13 protein-coding genes are annotated in these 12,918 nt (G+C 66.1%); 5 read left to right on the forward strand and 8 right to left on the reverse strand.

Going from position 1 to position 12,918, the window contains the following annotated elements; all coding sequences use genetic code 11:
* The 3 genes from sufB to QRT08_RS06020 form a co-directional block, all read right to left on the reverse strand.
* Positions 1 to 1,067: Fe-S cluster assembly protein SufB (gene sufB, locus QRT08_RS06010; RefSeq protein ID WP_286045027.1), on the reverse strand; the 1,067-nt coding region annotated here is incomplete at its 3' end.
* A gap of 31 nt (positions 1,068 to 1,098) precedes the next feature.
* Positions 1,099 to 2,022 (reverse strand): ABC transporter ATP-binding protein, encoded by a 924-nt coding sequence (locus QRT08_RS06015; RefSeq protein WP_286045028.1) that lies wholly within the window; start codon positions 2,020 to 2,022, stop codon positions 1,099 to 1,101.
* Between the two features lie 112 nt (positions 2,023 to 2,134).
* On the reverse strand, positions 2,135 to 4,822 hold the full coding sequence (locus QRT08_RS06020; RefSeq protein WP_286045029.1) for a DNA-directed DNA polymerase: 2,688 nt from the start codon (positions 4,820 to 4,822) through the stop codon (positions 2,135 to 2,137).
* Positions 4,823 to 5,270: 448 nt separating this feature from the next.
* On the opposite strand from QRT08_RS06020, the gene QRT08_RS06025 reads away from it, so the two are divergent.
* From QRT08_RS06025 to QRT08_RS06035, 3 genes are read left to right on the forward strand one after another with little or no spacing between them, the layout of a single operon-like run.
* Positions 5,271 to 5,444, forward strand: a complete 174-nt coding sequence (locus tag QRT08_RS06025) for a DUF7331 family protein (RefSeq protein ID WP_483299942.1) — start codon at positions 5,271 to 5,273, stop codon at positions 5,442 to 5,444.
* 60 nt (positions 5,445 to 5,504) lie between these two features.
* Positions 5,505 to 5,870 (forward strand): DUF7322 domain-containing protein, encoded by a 366-nt coding sequence (locus tag QRT08_RS06030; RefSeq protein WP_286045030.1) that lies wholly within the window; start codon positions 5,505 to 5,507, stop codon positions 5,868 to 5,870.
* A gap of 23 nt (positions 5,871 to 5,893) precedes the next feature.
* A complete protein-coding gene (locus tag QRT08_RS06035; protein ID WP_286045031.1) occupies positions 5,894 to 6,319 on the forward strand; it encodes a DUF7346 family protein in 426 nt (141 codons plus the stop codon).
* On the opposite strand, the gene rad50 is transcribed toward QRT08_RS06035, so the two are convergent.
* From rad50 to QRT08_RS06050, 3 genes are read right to left on the reverse strand one after another with little or no spacing between them, the layout of a single operon-like run.
* On the reverse strand, positions 6,302 to 8,965 hold the full coding sequence (gene rad50 / locus QRT08_RS06040; protein WP_286045032.1) for a DNA double-strand break repair ATPase Rad50: 2,664 nt from the start codon (positions 8,963 to 8,965) through the stop codon (positions 6,302 to 6,304). The genes QRT08_RS06035 and rad50 overlap by 18 nt on opposite strands.
* Positions 8,962 to 10,248, reverse strand: a complete 1,287-nt coding sequence (mre11, locus tag QRT08_RS06045; protein WP_286045033.1) for a DNA double-strand break repair protein Mre11 — start codon at positions 10,246 to 10,248, stop codon at positions 8,962 to 8,964. The genes rad50 and mre11 overlap by 4 nt, the downstream gene beginning before the upstream one ends.
* A 40-nt stretch (positions 10,249 to 10,288) precedes the next feature.
* Positions 10,289 to 10,561, reverse strand: coding sequence for a MarR family transcriptional regulator (locus QRT08_RS06050; RefSeq protein ID WP_286045034.1), 273 nt, complete (start codon positions 10,559 to 10,561; stop codon positions 10,289 to 10,291).
* A gap of 126 nt (positions 10,562 to 10,687) precedes the next feature.
* Between QRT08_RS06050 and pan1 the strand changes: the two genes are divergently transcribed.
* Both pan1 and cysE read left to right on the forward strand, forming a co-directional pair.
* Positions 10,688 to 11,899 (forward strand): proteasome-activating nucleotidase Pan1, encoded by a 1,212-nt coding sequence (gene pan1, locus QRT08_RS06055; RefSeq protein WP_286045035.1) that lies wholly within the window; start codon positions 10,688 to 10,690, stop codon positions 11,897 to 11,899.
* A gap of 50 nt (positions 11,900 to 11,949) precedes the next feature.
* Complete coding sequence (gene cysE, locus QRT08_RS06060) at positions 11,950 to 12,507, forward strand: serine O-acetyltransferase (RefSeq protein ID WP_286045036.1); 558 nt, start codon at positions 11,950 to 11,952, stop codon at positions 12,505 to 12,507.
* Here cysE and QRT08_RS06065 read toward each other — a convergent pair.
* Positions 12,504 to 12,635 (reverse strand): hypothetical protein, encoded by a 132-nt coding sequence (locus QRT08_RS06065; protein WP_286045037.1) that lies wholly within the window; start codon positions 12,633 to 12,635, stop codon positions 12,504 to 12,506. The two genes, cysE and QRT08_RS06065, sit on opposite strands and share 4 nt — an antisense overlap.
* A 30-nt stretch (positions 12,636 to 12,665) precedes the next feature.
* Positions 12,666 to 12,863, reverse strand: a complete 198-nt coding sequence (locus QRT08_RS06070; RefSeq protein WP_286045038.1) for a DUF5800 family protein — start codon at positions 12,861 to 12,863, stop codon at positions 12,666 to 12,668.
* Positions 12,864 to 12,918 lie beyond the last annotated feature (55 nt).

Here is a 12,918-nt window from a genome sequence, read left to right on the forward strand (position 1 = left end):
TTCGAGATGGATTTCGACTCGATCGTCGAGTTCGTGTTCGGCGCGTTGTGGTAGACCTTCGCGCCCGTGTCGATGTCTTGACCCTCGCCCGCGAACGCGATGCTGATGTGGTTGGCCGAGGCACCGCGGCCCTTCAGGATCGAACAGGGATACAGCATCGTGGCCTTCGACCCCATCGACCCGGAGACCCACTCCATCCGGCCGCCCTTCTCGACGATAGCGCGCTTCGTGTTCAGGTTGAACGTGTTCTTCGACCAGTTTTGGACGGTCGAGTACTGGACGTGGGCGTCCTCGCCGACGAACACTTCGACGCCGCCCGAGTGCAGGTTGATGACGTTGTACTTGGGTGCCGAACACCCCTCGATGTAGTGGACCTCGCTCCCTTCCTCGGCCACAATGAGGGTGTGTTCGAACTGGCCCATCCCCTCGGAGTTCATGCGGAAGTAGGCCTGGACGGGCATCTCGACCGTGACGTCCTCGGGCACGTAGACGAAGCTTCCGCCGGACCAGACCGCGCCGTGGAGTGCGGCGAACTTGTTATCAGATGGCGGCACGCACCGGGTCATGAAGTACTCGCGGACGATCTCGGGGTGGTCCTGAACCGCTTGGTCCATGTTCATGAAGACGACCCCTTTCTCCTCCCACTGTTCTTTCATGTTCTGGTAGACGATCTCCGACTCGTACTGGGCGCCCACCCCGGAGAGGGATTCGCGCTCGGCCTCGGGGATGCCGAGTTTCTCGAAGGTGTCCTTGATGTCGTCGGGGACGTCTTCCCAGGAGTCGACGCCGCCGCGGGTTTCGACGTCGGGGCGGATGTAGGGGACGATCTCGCCGACGTCGAGGTCGGAGAGGTCGGGTTGCCCGGGCCAGTCGGTGGGCATGGGCATGTTCTGGTAGTGGTCGAGCGCTCTGAGTCTGCGGTCGAGCATCCACTCGGGCTCGTTTTTGTCCTCGCTGATGAGGCGTACCACTTCTTCGGTGAGGCCTTTCTCCGAGCGGAGGGCGGATCGCTCCTCGTTGCGATGATCGAAGCGCTCCTGGTTCTTGGTGAGTTCTTCTGAGCTCATTGGTTGGTGTTGGTGGTGGTTTACGTGCGGTTCAGGCCGTCTGGTAGACTTCCTCGCGGACCCAGTCGTAGCCCTTGTCCTCGAGTTTCTCCGCGAGTTCGGCGTCGCCGCTCATGGCGATCTCGCCGTCGAGCATGATGTGGACGCGGTCGGGTTCGACGTAGTCGAGGATCCGCTGGTAGTGCGTGATCTGGAGGATTCCGGTGCCCTGCTCGTCGCGCAGCGCGTTGATCCCCTTCGAGACGTCCTGCAGGCGGTCGATGTCCAGCCCGGAGTCGATCTCGTCGAGCACCGCGATCGCGGGTTCCAGCAACGCGGCCTGCAGCACCTCGTTCTGTTTCTTCTCGCCGCCGGAGAAGCCCGCGTTGAGGTAGCGCCGGGCGAACTTCTCGTCCATGTCGAGCATCTCCATCTTCTCGCTGAGGAGCTGCTGGAACTCCGCGACGCCGATCTCGCCCTCGTCGGCGGGGCCCTCCATCGGGCTGGTGTCGTAGCCGGTGTCCTCCGACTCGGTGCGCTCGGGCTCTTCACGCTCCTCGTCCTCGAACAGCTCCTCGCGCCCCTCGAACTTGGCGTTGACCGCCGTCCGGAGGAAGTTCGACATCGTGACCCCCTCGATCTCGGCGGGGTACTGGAAGCCGAGGAAGACGCCCAGCGCCGCCCGCTCGTTCGGTTCGAGTTCGAGCAGGTTCCACGTGCGCTTGTCCTCGGGAATCTCGAACTCCTCGCCGAAGTCACCCTCCTCGAGGTGGATCAGCACCTCGCCGTCGGTGACCTCGTAGGCCGGGTGGCCCGCGATGACCTTCGCGGTGGTGGACTTCCCGCTGCCGTTTGGCCCCATCAGCGCGTGGATCTCCCCGGAGTTGACCTCGAGGTTCACCCCGTTGAGGATCTTCTCTGCCTCGTCGTCGGTTGCGACTTCCGCGTGTAGGTTTCTCAGTTCAAGTGTTGCCATAGTGGCTCCTCAATCGACTAGACGGAGGGTCGTGGCGTCCATAATGGTTTCGTCTTTCCCCGAATCGGTTTCCGAAACGGGAACTTTCCTTCGCCGATCTGTAACGTATAAACTATCCAAAACTACTGAGGCCGGTCTGCTGCTGGCCCGATTTCACCTCGTCCCACGAGACGTCGAGCGCCTCGAGTACGCGCGAGATCGGACCTTTGAGCGTCTTCTCGAGCATCTTCTCCCAGTCGACCTCGAACTCCTCGGGGAGCTGGTCCTCGTACTCGAAACAGATCACGTCGGGGTTGCGCTTGAACTCACGATAGAGGCGGTCCGCCGCCGAGGTGCCGCTGGGGTCGAACCCCTCCTCCTCTAGCCGCCGGAAGAACTTCGGGTGGACCTTCTTCAGGTAGAGGCGTTTGGGCTTGCTCCCGCGCGTGAAGTTCGTTCCCAGCAGGAGGTTCGCGTACTTCGCGCCCCGGACCTGTGCGGTGTCCGTGTCGTAGGCGTCGAGGCGCTTCCCGATCCCGCCGGGGATCGCGATCCGATCCAGATCGATCTCCCCCGTCTGGAACTCGGTGATGACCTCGTGGACGTAGGATTTCACGTTCTCGAGGTCCTCGCCCATGACGATCATCTCGATGACGTCCTTCTGGACCTCCTTGGTGATCGGGGCGATGTCCGAGCGCTTGTACTCGAAGCCCGTGATGTCGATGTCGTCGACGTCCTTGCCCTCCTTCCAGACGATGTGGCCCGCGTAGCGCTTCTTCCGGCCGGCCTGGAAGAAGCGCCTGTACAGTTTCTCGAACTCGATCTGGAATCGGTGCTCCTCTGCGTCGAGGACCTCGCGCGCGAACTCGTCGTAGGAGGCGTTGATGTGGTCCTCGATCTCGAAGGACTGCTCGATGGCACTCTCCTTGTCGACGTCGCCCCCGAGTTCCAACATGACCGAATCGGTGTCGCCGTAGGTGACCTGATACCCCAGGTCGTTCGCCGACCGTTCGGTGAACTCGATGACCTCCCGGCCCGTCGCCGTGACCGCCCCGGCGACGTCCTTGTCGTAGAGCCGGAAGCGCTCCCAGCCGAGCACCCCATAGAGGGAGTTCATGATGACCTTCACCGCCCCTTGCTGGCGGTCGAACCGTTCGTACTCGCCGCTTCCCGGCGCGTGTTCGGCCCGCCGGGATTTCTTGCGGTCGCGCTCCGTGAGCAGTTCGTCGACCATCTCCCGGATGATGCCGTCCGGTTCGCGCTTGAACGCCATGCCGTTGGGCGCGCGATACGTCTCGCCCTCGTACTCGGGTCCGGCCTTCGTCTCCGGTGAGGCGTTGATCGTCACCATGCACATCGGATACAGCGACTTCAGGTCGAGGACGGTGACGTTCTCCTTCACGCCGGTGATGGGGTCGAACACCGCCCCGCCCTCGTACTCCTCGCTTTCGACCCTCCCTTTCGAGGGGAGGGCGAACTCGCCGTGGACCTTGTGCAGGACGTACATGTCGACGGTGTCCCCCGGAGTGGGAGCGTCCTCCAGTTTACAGCCGACGAACGTGCGCACCTCGTCCCAGAAGGGGACGATCCCCTGGCGGCGGTCGATCTCCACGCAGAGTTCGACGTCCCTGACGTTGTACTCGAGCAGTCGTTCCGGGTTTTGCTCCCAGAGGTCGCCGATGTCGCCCGCGTAGCGCTCCTTTCCGACCCCGAGTTCGGTCTCGGCGACCGCATCGAGGCGGTAGGAGTCGAGTTCGGAGAACTGCGTGCGCTTGTACGCGTAGAGCAGGTCGAAGACGACCCGGCCCTTGACGTTGGGTCCCTGCCAGTCGGAGCGCCAGACCTCGTTCACCCGCGAGAGGCGCTCCATCGAGAGGTCGTAGTCGGTCGCCGGATCCAACCGGTCGAGTCGGTCGATCAGGTAGGGCGCGTCGAAGTCGTCGACGTTCCACCCCGTCAGCACGTCCGGATCGGTCTCCTCGATATAGGTGAGGTAGGCGTCGAGCATCGCCTCCTCGCTCTCGAAGGCCCGGATCTCGATGTCGACGTCCTCGATGATCGGGGCGTAGTCGGGGAGTTCGGCGGGGGAGGTGCTATCCCCGGCGGGCGCGACGTACAGCCAGCCGACGTACTCCTCGTGCCGGGAGTCGTGGCTGGTCAGACAGACGATCGGCTCCTCGCCCTCCTCGGGGAACCCCGATCGATCGTCGACCTCGATGTCGAAGGTGTGGATCCGGAGGTCGGCCTCGGCCTCGACCGGTTCGATCTCCTCGTGATGCACTCGAATGGAACCGTCGTCGTCGCGGCGGTCGGGGACGCGGATCCCGCTTTTGATCCCCTTGTCGATCAACAGCCGATTGGGAAAGAGGATGTCGGCCTCGTAGTGGTCGAAGCGATCGCGCATGTTCCCGACGTCGCGAGGGGTCTGCCCGAAGATCTTCGTGAGTTCCTCGCCGCGGATCGACTCGTAGCCCTCCTCGGTACCGGTGATCCGGCTGTCGCTCAGGTCCTCGTCCGTCAGCGTCGCGGTCGGCGCGTAGAAGTAGGGGCGGAAGTCGTAGACGCGGACGTGTTCGGCGTTGCCCTCGGCGTCCCGGCCGAAGACGTGCATGACGGGGTGCTCGCCGTCCGACCCCTCCTCGACGGTGTAGTTGACCTGCGTGACCCCGAGGTCGATCGTTCCCTCCACCGAGGGGAACCGCCGCTCGTCGATGTCGACGACCTCGCCCGTCGCGTCGCCGTTGCCGGCGACGGCGTGCGCCTCCGCGGCCGGACGTCCCTCGCTCTCGCCGGCGTACGCGGAGAGTCCCGATTGCTCCATATGCCCGCTCGTTGGACGCGGCAGGCTAAAACACCGGTGGTTTGGTGAGCGAAGTGAGCCAAACCGAGAAACGGCTCCGCTGTGACCGTGGTTTACTGAGCATGAGCGAAGTAGACCGGAGAGTGGAGCGAAGCGGAACGACCGTGGTTTGGCGAGGCGTGCTTCGACAAATCGGGGAGCGACGAGGTGCTTCCGTGGTTTGGCGAGGGGACGAAGCGAACCACGGAACGGCGGTGTCGGGACGGAGGGGCCGACGAGGCCGGACCGGTCACGGCGGGTACCGGATCGAGACGGCGGGCGTTCGACCGGTGCGGCCGCGAGCCGGCTAGAACGGCGTGAAAACCGCCATTCGTCCGTCGAAACGCCGGTCGGCCGAACACTCCGGCAACCGGTGACGGAGCAACAAGACATATATCGTGTTAACACATACCAGTAACCGGTGACGACGATGTCAAGCGCCGATCACGAACGGCAGAACGGCACCGACGACGAACTGGAACTCGACGCGGTCGAGTCCGTCGAGACGTACGAGACCGCCGGGGGCATCGTCTTCTACGACGTCCGGAACCCGCTCGCGTGGGTCAAGACGACCCACAGCGTGTCCCTCCCCGACCAGGTCTGACTCGATTCGACGCCACCCGCGTGTCGAATCGCTTTTGCCCGCTCCGGCCGACCCCCGAGTGTGTTACCCGACGAGCGCTCGGAACACGAACCCGAGGAGCCGGATCTCGGCCCAGAGATCCCGAACGTCGAACCCGAGGAGAGCGAACCGGACCTCGGGCCGGAGATCCCCGACGTCTCGCCGCCCGACGGCGGCTTTTTCGGCCCCGAGGACGCTCCGAAGGACCTCCTGAGCGCGTTCTGGAAGCTCGTCGTCCTCTTCAACTTCGGGATCCTCGCGGCGAGCCTCGGTGCGCTCTTTCTGGTCTTCGAGGGACGAATCCCCCTCGGCGGGGGCCTGCTGACGGTCGGCCTGCTCGCGCTCGCGCGCGGCCTCTACAACTACTGGACGCTCGACCTCGACGGGATGGGCACCGACAACGACTAACCCGCGAGGCGAGTAGCGCGGGTATGCAGACCGTCGAGGACGGCGACGGCGCGCGGTACCTCCTGCTCAAACGCTCGGGGTCCTCGAGCCTGGTGCGCGACCCCGAGACCGGCGAGGAGCGGTACGTCGAGACCGGCGACCTGTCGTCGGTCGAGGGCACTTCGGCGCTCGAAACGGCCGCGAACGAGGTCGACGAGTCGATCAGGCGCCTCCTCGGGGCCGTCCACGACGACCGCACGCTCGGGCTCCTGCTGGTTCTCGACGCCCGCGGGCCGCTGGCGGTCCGCGACCTCCTCGGGTTCGATTCGCTCTGTGAAAGCGACTTCCACGGGACGGTCGCGGAGCTTCGAGCGGCGGGGTTAGTAGAAGAGCGCGAGGTCGCCGGCGAGCGGGGCTACGGGACGACCCGGCTCGCAGAGGCGGCGCTGTCCTCACTCCGCGGCGAGTAGCGCCTCGCCGCGCTCGACCGTCGAGCGATTCGTCGTCGGGTCCTTTCTGACGGTGACGAGGTCGTCGGCCGCCCCCACGAGCTCCTCGTCGTGGCTGACGACCACGATCTGCTCGACGCCGAGCCGGCGCATCGACTCGACGAGGTCGACAAGCTTCGAGACGTGTCCCGAATCGAGGAAGACGGTCGGCTCGTCGAGGATCAGCGGCGGCATCGACGCGCTTCCCTCGATCCCCTCCGCGAGCAGGCGGTAGATCGCACAGCGCAACGAGAGGTTGAACAGGGCGCGCTCGCCGCCCGAGAGCTGTTCGGGCGCGAGCGGCGAGCCGTCCTTCTGGTAGACGGTGAGTTCGTACTCCCCCGTCAACTCGAGCTTCGCGTAGGCGTCGTTCTGATACACGAGGTCGAACGTCTCGTTCAACATGCGTTCGAGCTGTTCGACGTTGCGCTGGCGGAGTTCGGTGCGCAGCCGGCCGTACATCCCCTGTAGCTCCTCGGTCTCCCCGTAGAGCGAGTCGAGCGCCTCCAGTCGCTCCTGCACCGTTTCGCGCCGATCGCGGAGCGTCTCCAGCGCGTCGAGTTCGCCCTTGACGCCGCCGATCCGGTCGCGGAGCCGCGCCTCCTCCTCGTCGAGCTCCGCGAGGCGCTGTTCGACCCGTTCGAGGTACTCCTCGGCCTCGCGCTCGTTCTCGCGCGCCCGCTCGATGCGTCCGGGGTCGTACTCGTCCTCGAGTTCGCCCTTGCGCCCGCGTTTCTCCGCGAGGCGCTCGCGGCGCTCGTCGTTCAACTCGGCGAGGTCCTCGCGGCGCTCCCGGAGCGACGAGACCGTCTCGCGGGCGTCCCCGATCTCCGAGCGGACCTCCGAAAGCGAGTCGAGCCGGTCGAGCCGGTCCTCGAGGGCGGTTCGCTCGTCGTCGAGGGTCGAGATCCGCTCTCGAACCTCGCTCGCGCGCTCGCGGGCCGTCTCCGCCGCCTCCCGCTTCTCCGCCGCCTCCGCGTCGAGTTCGTCCGCGCGCGTTTCGAGATCCGACGCCCGCTCGCGCTTCTCGGCCAACTGCCGGTCGCGATCCGAGAGCAGTTCCTCGAGGGTGCCGTGGCGCTCGTTCTTCCGGGCGATCTCTGACTCGGCCTCCGAGAGTTCTTCCGCGCGTTCGATCCGCCCCTCGACGGCCTCGATCTCCTCGTGAAGCCCCTCCAGATCGGCCTCCAGTTCCGAGACGCGCTCGCGGCGCTCCTCGAGGGCGTCGACGTGGGGCGAGTCCTCGACCGGCTGACCACACTCGGGGCACTTGCCCGCCTCCCGGAGGCGCTCGCCCTCCGCGACGGCCTCGCGGGCGGTCTCGAGCGAGGCACGACGCTCCGTCTCGCGCTCGCGAAGGCCCTCGCGCTCCTCGCGCAACGCGGCGAGCCAGCCGTCGGCCTCGCCGGGGTCGACGGGGGCGTCGGCGAAGCGCTCGCGCAGGCTCCCGATCCCCGATTCGAGGGCCGAGAGCGCCTCGCGGCGTTCCTCGAGGTCCGATTCGCCCTCCCCGATCTCGGTTTCGAGTTCCGCGCGTTTCTCGCGGGCCTCCTCGGCCCGCGTTTCGAGGTCCTCGGCGGCCTCGGCGTTCGACTTCGCGTCGCTTTTGGCCTGCTGGGCGTCGAGGCTCGCCTCGCGGATCGCCTCGCGACACTCCTCCAGATCCGTTTCGAGTTCCTCGCGGCGCTCCTCGATTGCCGAGTCGTCGGCGCTCTCGAGGGCCGACTCGGCGACGAGGTCGTCCCGCCGGCGCTCCAGCGAGTCGATCTCCTCGCGGGTCTCCGCGAGCCGTTCCTTGAGCGCCCCGCGGTCGTCCTCGGTCGCGGAGATCGCCTTCCGGAGCCCCTCGATGTCGGCGTCGAGCGAGTCGATCTCCTCGCGGGTCTCCTCGTGTGCGTCGAGGACCTCGCGGGCCTCCTCGCGGGTTCGCTCCGCGTTTCGTTCGTTCTCCTCGAAGCGTTCGATCTCGGCTTCGATCCTCGCGAGCTCGGTTTCGAGGTCGTTCAGGAGCGCGGGCAGGTCCTTCTCCTCCTTCTCGTCGATCTGCGAGTCGATCTCCCGGAGGCTCCCCTGGACGTCGGCGCGGACGTCGTTGACTCCCAATCGAGCCTCGCTGACCCGCTCGCGGTACTCCTCGAGTTTCCCGAGCTGGAGGAGGTCGTCGATCATGTCCTGGCGCTCGCCCGGCGTGGCGTGGATCAGCTTGTTGACCTCGCCCTGGCGGACGTACGCGCAGTTGACGAAGGCGTCGGCGTCCATCCGCAGCAGGTTCTCGACGTAGCGCTCGACGTCGCGCGCGCCCTCGACGCTCCCCTCGGGGGTCTCGAGGACGCAGGTCGCGGTCTGGGCGCGCTCGCCCGAGAGTCGGATCCGCCGCTCGACGTGGTACGACCCCTCGCCGTGGGTGAACCACAGCTCGATCTCGCACTCCTCTTCGCCGTTGGTGATCACGTCCTCGAGGGTCCCGTCGAGGGCCGACGAACCGTAGAGCGCGAAGAAACACGCCTCCAGCAGCGAGGACTTCCCGCTGCCGTTCAGCCCGTGGATCACCGTGACGCCCCGTTCGAGGCGGAGGTCGGTGTCCCGATACGGCTTGAAGTTCTCCAGTCGAACTCGCTCGACCCTCATAGGTACTCCTCCATCGAGGACTGGGCCTTCCCGTCCGGGGCTGCGGCCTCTGGACGGTCGGTCGCCTCGCTCGCCCCGACCGCCTCCGGCTCGCCCGTTTCTGACCCGTCAGTTTCGGGCTGGGGAGCTGCGGCCGACCCGTCCCCCTCGGCCACCGACTCCTCGTCGGCCGTGGCCGCCACGAGCGCCTCGTGTTCCTCCTCGAGCAGCGATCGGACCCGCTCTTCGACCGCCTCGCGGACGTTCGAGTCGGCGATCTTGCTCGCGCGAACCGTCTCGTCGATGTCGCTCGCGGCGGCCGAGAGCCCCATCTCGCTCAGGCGCTCGCGCACCGCGGCGTCGGGATCGGAGAACGAGACGTCGAACGCCGTGCTCTCCTCGATCTCGCGTTTGTCGCTGACGCGGGCGATCAGCGCGCCCCGCTCGCGGGCGAACGACTCCACCTCGGCGGGCGTGACCGGTTCGCCCTCGCCGTCGACGGTGACGATCACGACACGGCCCTCGAGGTCGTGCTGGCCGACCCGTTCGAGCACCCGGTCGACGCCCTCGCCCGCGGCGAGGTCGACGTCGACGAAGACGAACTCCCGGGTGTCGAGCCCTCGGCGGGTGATGTGAACGTCGCCGTCGAACGTGACGAGGTTGTAGCCCCGGTCGTCGCGTTCCGCCGCGCTCACGCGCTCGGTCGACCCGCAGTAGGTCACCCACGTCCCCTCGACCTCGGCGCGGTCGGGGTGGTGGTTGTCGCCCAGGAGCATCGCGTCGAACCCCACGGAGGCGGATTCGAGCACCTCCTCGGTGTCCCAGTCGGCGTACGCGAACGGCTCGAACAGGCCGTGGGCGACCAGCGCCGCGTGCTCGGTCCCGGGCGGGGCGAAGTCGTACTCCACGTCCTCGCGCCGGGAGACGGGAACGTGATCCAGCCCGTAGAAGGTGGTCTCGCCGATCTCGATCCCGTCGCCGTCGAGGCGGGTCGCGAGCCCCATGCGGGAGAAGAGATCGAGCCACTGGCCCTCGCGGGTCCCCTCGTGATTGCCGACGACCGCGAGGAAGGGCACGTCCGCGTCGGCGAGATCGCGCAGCACGTCGAGGGTCCCGAGCAGGTCCTGGAGGTCGGGACGCCGATCGTGAAAGAGGTCGCCGGCGTGGACGACGGCGTCGACGTCTTCCTCTATGGCGTCGACGGCGACCCGTTCAAAGGCGGCGAGGAAATCGGCCCGGCGTTCGGCCGAGTGGTACTGGCGATACCCGATGTGGGTGTCGCCTGTGTGGATCACCCGTGTCATGTCACGCGTTTCGCGCGCGGGCGGTATAAGCTACGTGGGGTCAGCGCGACTCGATCGCGAGGGTGTAGATGCGTTTCCGAGCGTCCGAGAACGAGAAACGCGAGTCGACACAGCCCTCCTCTTCGAGCCGGTTCAGCGCGTAGCGAACGGTCCTCGGGGGCAGGAGCGTCTCCTCCGCGAGCTGGCTCTGGGTGAGCGTCTCGTTGTACTCCAGCACCTTCGCGACCAGCTTCGCGCTGGGCGGTAGCTCCCGGACCGCGTCCCACCCCGTTTCCTCCCCCGCGTCGGCCGCGACTGCCTCTGACGTGCTCATCTCGTCTCACCCTACCGGATACAACGTAATAATATTTCCTCTTTTGAAATATTACCATCAGGAATCACAGGGGGACGGGTGAATCGACCCGAAACCTCTTATGAGTCAGCGCCGTAAATAACTCCAATGACCGATACCGTAGAGGACGTCGACCTCCCGTACGAGGAGGGCACCTCACAACAGGAGAAGATAGAGGCCCTGCGTGACCGGCTCGACATCCTCGAGGATCAGAACGAGGAAATGCGCGACAAACTGCTGGATGCGAACGCCGAGAACAACAAGTACCAGCAGAAACTCGAGCGCCTGACCCACGAGAACAAGAAGCTCAAGCAGTCCCCGCTGTTCGTCGCGACCGTCCAGGAACTCACCGACGAGGGCGTCATCATCAAACAGCACGGCAACAACCAGGAGGCGCTGACCGAGGTCACCGAGGAGATGCGCGCCGAACTCGAACCCGACAGTAGGGTAGCGGTCAACAACTCGCTGTCGATCGTCAAGCGACTCGAGGGCGAGACTGACGTGCGCGCCCGCGTGATGCAGGTCGAACAGAGCCCCGAGGTCTCCTACACCGACATCGGCGGCCTCGACGAGCAGATGAACGAGGTGAGAGAGACCGTCGAGATGCCGCTGCTCAAACCCGAGATGTTCGAGGCGGTCGGGATCGAGCCGCCGAGCGGCGTCCTCCTCTACGGGCCGCCCGGAACTGGAAAGACGATGCTGGCGAAGGCTGTGGCGAACGAGACCGACGCCACGTTCATCAAGATGGCCGGCTCCGAACTCGTCCACAAGTTCATCGGCGAGGGCGCGAAGCTGGTTCGGGACCTCTTCGAGGTCGCGCGCGCCCACGAGCCCGCCGTGCTGTTCATCGACGAGATCGACGCCATCGCCTCGAAGCGCACGGAGTCCAAAACGTCGGGCGACGCGGAGGTCCAGCGCACGATGATGCAACTCCTCTCGGAGATGGACGGCTTCGAGGACCGTGGCGAGGTGCGGATCATCGCCGCCACGAACCGCTTCGACATGCTGGATCGCGCCATCCTCCGGCCGGGCCGGTTCGACCGCCTCATCGAGGTACCAAAGCCCGACGAGGAGGGACGGAAGCTCATCTTCGAGATCCACACCCGCGACATGAACGTCGCCGACGACGTCGACTTCGAGGAACTGGCCGACGAGGCGGTCGACGCGAGCGGCGCGGACATCAAGGCGATCTGTACGGAGGCGGGGATGTTCGCCATCCGCGACGACCGCACCGAGGTCCGGATGGACGACTTCGAGGAGGCGTGGGCGAAGATCCAGGCCGAAGAGGAGGACGACGAGGTCTCGAAGACGTTCGCGTAACCGGCACCACAACAGCTACCATTCTGCACGCGGTATGGCTGATAGCGATCATGTTCACGCGAATCCGCGAGGACGTTCGGACGGCGAAGGCGAAGGACCCGGCGGCCAAGAGCACGATCGAGGTCCTCCTGGCGTATCCGGGCCTGCACGCGATCTGGCTCCACCGGATCGCTCACGGGCTGTGGTCGCGGGGGTTCGTCCTCGTCGCACGGCTGCTCTCGCACCTCTCCCGACACCTGACCGGCGTCGAGATCCATCCCGGTGCCGAGATCGGACGGCGCTTCTTCATCGATCACGGAATGGGCGTGGTAATCGGCGAGACCGCCGAGATCGGCGACGACGTGATGCTGTATCACGGGGTGACGCTCGGCGGCGACTCCCTGGCCGACGAGAAGCGCCATCCCACCCTCGAGGACGGCGTCACCGTCGGGGCGGGGTCCACACTGTTAGGCCCGATCGTCCTCGGCGAGGGCGCGAGCGTCGGCGCCGGTTCGGTGGTTCTGGATTCGGTGCCGGGAAACTGCACGGTCGTGGGCAACCCCGCGAAACTCGTCGGGGACTGTGCCGACGACGACTCGGTGACGCTGGGCCGCGGCGTCAACCGCTAAACGGCCGCGAAGATCGCGTACGGGATCAGAAACAGGAGAAGGGTCATCACGACCAGGAGGAGGCCGTAGCCCGCGAGCGTGCCGGCGGCGGTACGGAAGGCGGGGTGGGAAAACTGCGATCGATTCATACGCCTCGCTCGAACGCGGCGGGCTAAAAGCTACCGGACGATGTCGCCGACGCGCCGGGGCTCGCCGGTGAGTTCGGGGTTCCGCTCAATGATCTGGAGGATCTCGTGGTCGGTGACGTCCCAGTAGCGTTTCTCGGTGGCCTCCTCGATCAACTCGCGTTCGAGGCGGAACTCGGTTCCCTCGTACACGACGTCGACGCCCTCGTCGTCGATGGAGATCGTCGTCATGGCCGCCAGTAGGCGACAGGGTGATAAAAACCGGACGGCTGCGGACGCGCGCCTG

It is taken from the genome of Halalkalicoccus sp. NIPERK01 (assembly GCF_030287405.1).
Taxonomy (GTDB): domain Archaea; phylum Halobacteriota; class Halobacteria; order Halobacteriales; family Halalkalicoccaceae; genus Halalkalicoccus.

What these genes read in the sequence shown, in the direction of transcription:
- pan1 (WP_286045035.1), top strand. Translation starts at nt 10,688, where the DNA reads ATGACCGATACCGTAGAGGACGTCGACCTCCCGTACGAGGAGGGCACC.
- QRT08_RS06050 (WP_286045034.1), bottom strand. Translation starts at nt 10,561, where the DNA reads ATGAGCACGTCAGAGGCAGTCGCGGCCGACGCGGGGGAGGAAACGGGG.
- rad50 (WP_286045032.1), bottom strand. Translation starts at nt 8,965, where the DNA reads ATGAGGGTCGAGCGAGTTCGACTGGAGAACTTCAAGCCGTATCGGGAC.
- QRT08_RS06025 (WP_483299942.1), top strand. Translation starts at nt 5,271, where the DNA reads ATGTCAAGCGCCGATCACGAACGGCAGAACGGCACCGACGACGAACTG.
- QRT08_RS06020 (WP_286045029.1), bottom strand. Translation starts at nt 4,822, where the DNA reads ATGGAGCAATCGGGACTCTCCGCGTACGCCGGCGAGAGCGAGGGACGT.
- QRT08_RS06065 (WP_286045037.1), bottom strand. Translation starts at nt 12,635, where the DNA reads ATGAATCGATCGCAGTTTTCCCACCCCGCCTTCCGTACCGCCGCCGGC.
- mre11 (WP_286045033.1), bottom strand. Translation starts at nt 10,248, where the DNA reads ATGACACGGGTGATCCACACAGGCGACACCCACATCGGGTATCGCCAG.
- cysE (WP_286045036.1), top strand. Translation starts at nt 11,950, where the DNA reads ATGTTCACGCGAATCCGCGAGGACGTTCGGACGGCGAAGGCGAAGGAC.
- QRT08_RS06035 (WP_286045031.1), top strand. Translation starts at nt 5,894, where the DNA reads ATGCAGACCGTCGAGGACGGCGACGGCGCGCGGTACCTCCTGCTCAAA.
- QRT08_RS06015 (WP_286045028.1), bottom strand. Translation starts at nt 2,022, where the DNA reads ATGGCAACACTTGAACTGAGAAACCTACACGCGGAAGTCGCAACCGAC.
- QRT08_RS06070 (WP_286045038.1), bottom strand. Translation starts at nt 12,863, where the DNA reads ATGACGACGATCTCCATCGACGACGAGGGCGTCGACGTCGTGTACGAG.